This is a genomic window from Saccharopolyspora sp. NPDC000359 (genome assembly GCF_040300525.1).
Lineage (GTDB): Bacteria > Actinomycetota > Actinomycetes > Mycobacteriales > Pseudonocardiaceae > Saccharopolyspora.
On the sequence record NZ_JBEPDU010000106.1, the window covers coordinates 1,563 to 4,845 of the forward strand.

The following is a 3,283-nucleotide window of genomic DNA, read 5'->3' on the forward strand; positions in this document are numbered from 1 at the left end:
GGCAGTCCGCTGTTGGGTGTCTGAGAGGACACGCTAACTGCATGCCGTGGGTGTGTGGGTGTTTTCTTCTGGTTGTTGTTTGAGAACTGTATAGTGGGTGCGAGCATCTTTGTGGCCAAGTTGTGTAGGGCACATGGTGGATGCCTTGGTACCAGGGGCCGATGAAGGACGTGGGAGGCCGCGATAGTCCTCGGGGAGTTGTCAACCGAGCTGTGATCCGAGGGTGTCCGAATGGGGTAACCCAGCCCGAGTGATGTCGGGTTACTCATGCCTGAATGTATAGGGTGTGAGGGGGAACGCGGGGAAGTGAAACATCTTAGTACCCGTAGGAAGAGAAAACACTGGTGATTCCGTGAGTAGTGGCGAGCGAAAGCGGAGGAGGCTAAACCGTGCGCGTGGGATACCTGGTAGGGGTTGCGTGTGCGGGGTTGTGGGACGCTACTGGAGGCGGCTACCGACGTCTCAGCATTGTGTTGCGTGTTAGTTGAACAGGTTGGGAAGCCTGGCCGTAGACGGTGATAGCCCGGTAAGCGAAAATGCGTGGCAGGTGTGTGGTGGTGTTCCCGAGTAGCAGCGTTTCCGTGGAGGGTGCTGTGAATCTGGCGGGACCACTCGCTAAGCCTAAATACTTCCTGGTGACCGATAGTGGATAGTACCGTGAGGGAATGGTGAAAAGTACCCCGGGAGGGGAGTGAAAGAGTTCCTGAAACCGTGTGCCTGCAATCCGTCAGAGCGACCGTTGCAGTCGTGATGGCGTGCCTTTTGAAGAATGAGCCTGCGAGTTACTGCTGCGTGGCGAGGTTAACCTGTGTGTGGGGTAGCCGGAGCGAAAGCGAGTCTGAAGAGGGCGTGTGAGTCGCGTGGTGTAGACCCGAAGCGGGGTGATCTACCCATGGCCAGGGTGAAGCGCGGGTAAGACCGTGTGGAGGCCCGAACCCACCAGGGTTGAAAACCTGGGGGATGAGTTGTGGGTAGGGGTGAAAGGCCAATCAAACTCCGTGATAGCTGGTTCTCCCCGAAATGCATTTAGGTGCAGCGTCATGTGTTGCTTGGGTGGGGTAGAGCACTGGTTGGTTGATGGGCCTTCGCGGGTTACTGAGATCAGCCAAACTCCGAATACGCCTGAGTTGAGCGTGGCAGTGAGACGGTGGGGGAGAAGCTTCATCGTCGAGAGGGAAACAGCCCAGAGCATCGGCTAAGGCCCCTAAGTGTGCGCTTAGTGGGAAAGGATGTGGGATCGCTGAGACAACCAGGAGGTTGGCTTAGAAGCAGCCATCCTTGAAAGAGTGCGTAATAGCTCACTGGTCAAGTGGTCCTGCGCCGACAATGTAGCGGGGCTGAAGCGCACCGCCGAAGCCATGCCAATCCAGCGTTTGTTGGGTTGGGTAGGGGAGCGTCCTGCACGTGGTGAAGCAGCACTGGAAGGTGTTGTGGAGTGTGTGGGAGTGAGAATGCAGGCATGAGTAGCGAGTGAAGAGTGAGAATCTCTTCCGCCGGATGACCAAGGGTTCCTGGGGAAGGTTCGTCCGCCCAGGGTGAGTCGGGGCCTAAGGCGAGGCCGACAGGCGTAGTCGATGGATAACGGGTTGATATTCCCGTACCCGTGCATACGCGTCCATAGCGAATCTCTTGATACTAACCATCCGCCTGCCATTGGATTCTTCGGATGATGGTGGTGGGTGCATGGGGCCTGATGGAGTAGTAGTTAAGTGATGGGGTGACGCAGGAGGGTAGCTCTGCCAGTGAGTGGTTGTACTGGTGTAAGCCTGTAGCCCGGTGTGTAGGTAAATCCGCGCACTGTGTGGGTGAGGGGTGATGCGTAGCCGTTGTGGTGATGTGAGTGATCCCATGCTGTCGAGAAAAGCCTCTAGCGAGTGTGTGCATGGCCCGTACCCGAAACCGACACAGGTGGTCAGGTAGAGTATACCGAGGCGGTCGGGTGAACTGTGGTTAAGGAATTCGGCAAATTGCCCCCGTAACTTTGGGAGAAGGGGGGCCACTGCTGGTGAACGCCTTTTGCGGTGGGAGCTGGTGGTGGTCGCAGAGGCCAGGGAGAAGCGACTGTTTACTAAAAACACAGGTCCATGCGAAGCTGTAAGGCGATGTATATGGACTGACGCCTGCCCGGTGCTGGAACGTTAAGAGGACCCGTGAACCCCTTTGGGGTGTAGCGGAGAATTTAAGCGCCAGTAAACGGCGGTGGTAACTATAACCATCCTAAGGTAGCGAAATTCCTTGTCGGGTAAGTTCCGACCTGCACGAATGGCGTAACGACTTCTCCGCTGTCTCGACCACAGGCCCGGTGAAATTGCAGTACGAGTAAAGATGCTCGTTTCGCGCGGCAGGACGGAAAGACCCCGGGACCTTTACTATAGCTTGGTATTGGTGTTTGGTTCGGCTTGTGTAGGATAGGTGGGAGACTGTGAAGCATTCACGCTAGTGGGTGTGGAGTCGTTGGTGAAATACCACTCTGGTCGTTCTGGGCATCTAACTCGGGTCCGTGATCCGGATCGGGGACAGTGCCTGGTGGGTAGTTTAACTGGGGCGGTTGCCTCCTAAAGGGTAACGGAGGCGCCCAAAGGTTCCCTCAGCCTGGTTGGCAATCAGGTGTTGAGTGTAAGTGTATAAGGGAGCTTGACTGTGAGACTGACGGGTCGAGCAGGTGCGAAAGCAGGGACTAGTGATCCGGCACTGGCTGGTGGAAGCGGTGTCGCTCAACGGATAAAAGGTACCCCGGGGATAACAGGCTGATCTTGCCCAAGAGTCCATATCGACGGCATGGTTTGGCACCTCGATGTCGGCTCGTCGCATCCTGGGGCTGGAGTTGGTCCCAAGGGTTGGGCTGTTCGCCCATTAAAGCGGCACGCGAGCTGGGTTTAGAACGTCGTGAGACAGTTCGGTCCCTATCCGCCGCGCGCGTAGGAGACTTGCGGAAGGCTGTCCCTAGTACGAGAGGACCGGGATGGACGAACCTCTGGTGTGCCAGTCGTTCTGCCAAGGGCGTGGCTGGTTGGCTATGTTCGGGAGGGATAACCGCTGAAAGCATCTAAGCGGGAAGCCTGTTCCTAGATGAGGTCTCCCACCCGTTTGTGGGTTAAGGCCCCCAAGAGATGATTGGGTTGACAGGCCAGATATGGAAGCGCAGTAATGTGTGGAGTTGACTGGTGCTGATAGGCCGAGGACTTGCTCACGAAGGTGTTACGCACCCACTATATGGTGTCTGAGACAACAACCAGGCCTGGTTGGTTGTTCGGGCTGTTGTTAATTGGATATGTGTGTCATC

At 56.5% G+C, this 3,283-nt stretch carries 1 rRNA gene; it reads left to right on the top strand.

The features are described 5' to 3' along the window. Positions 1-113: 113 nt before the first annotated feature. A 23S ribosomal RNA gene (locus tag ABT324_RS33195) occupies positions 114-3,191 on the top strand. The last annotated feature ends 92 nt before the right edge of the window (positions 3,192-3,283 follow it).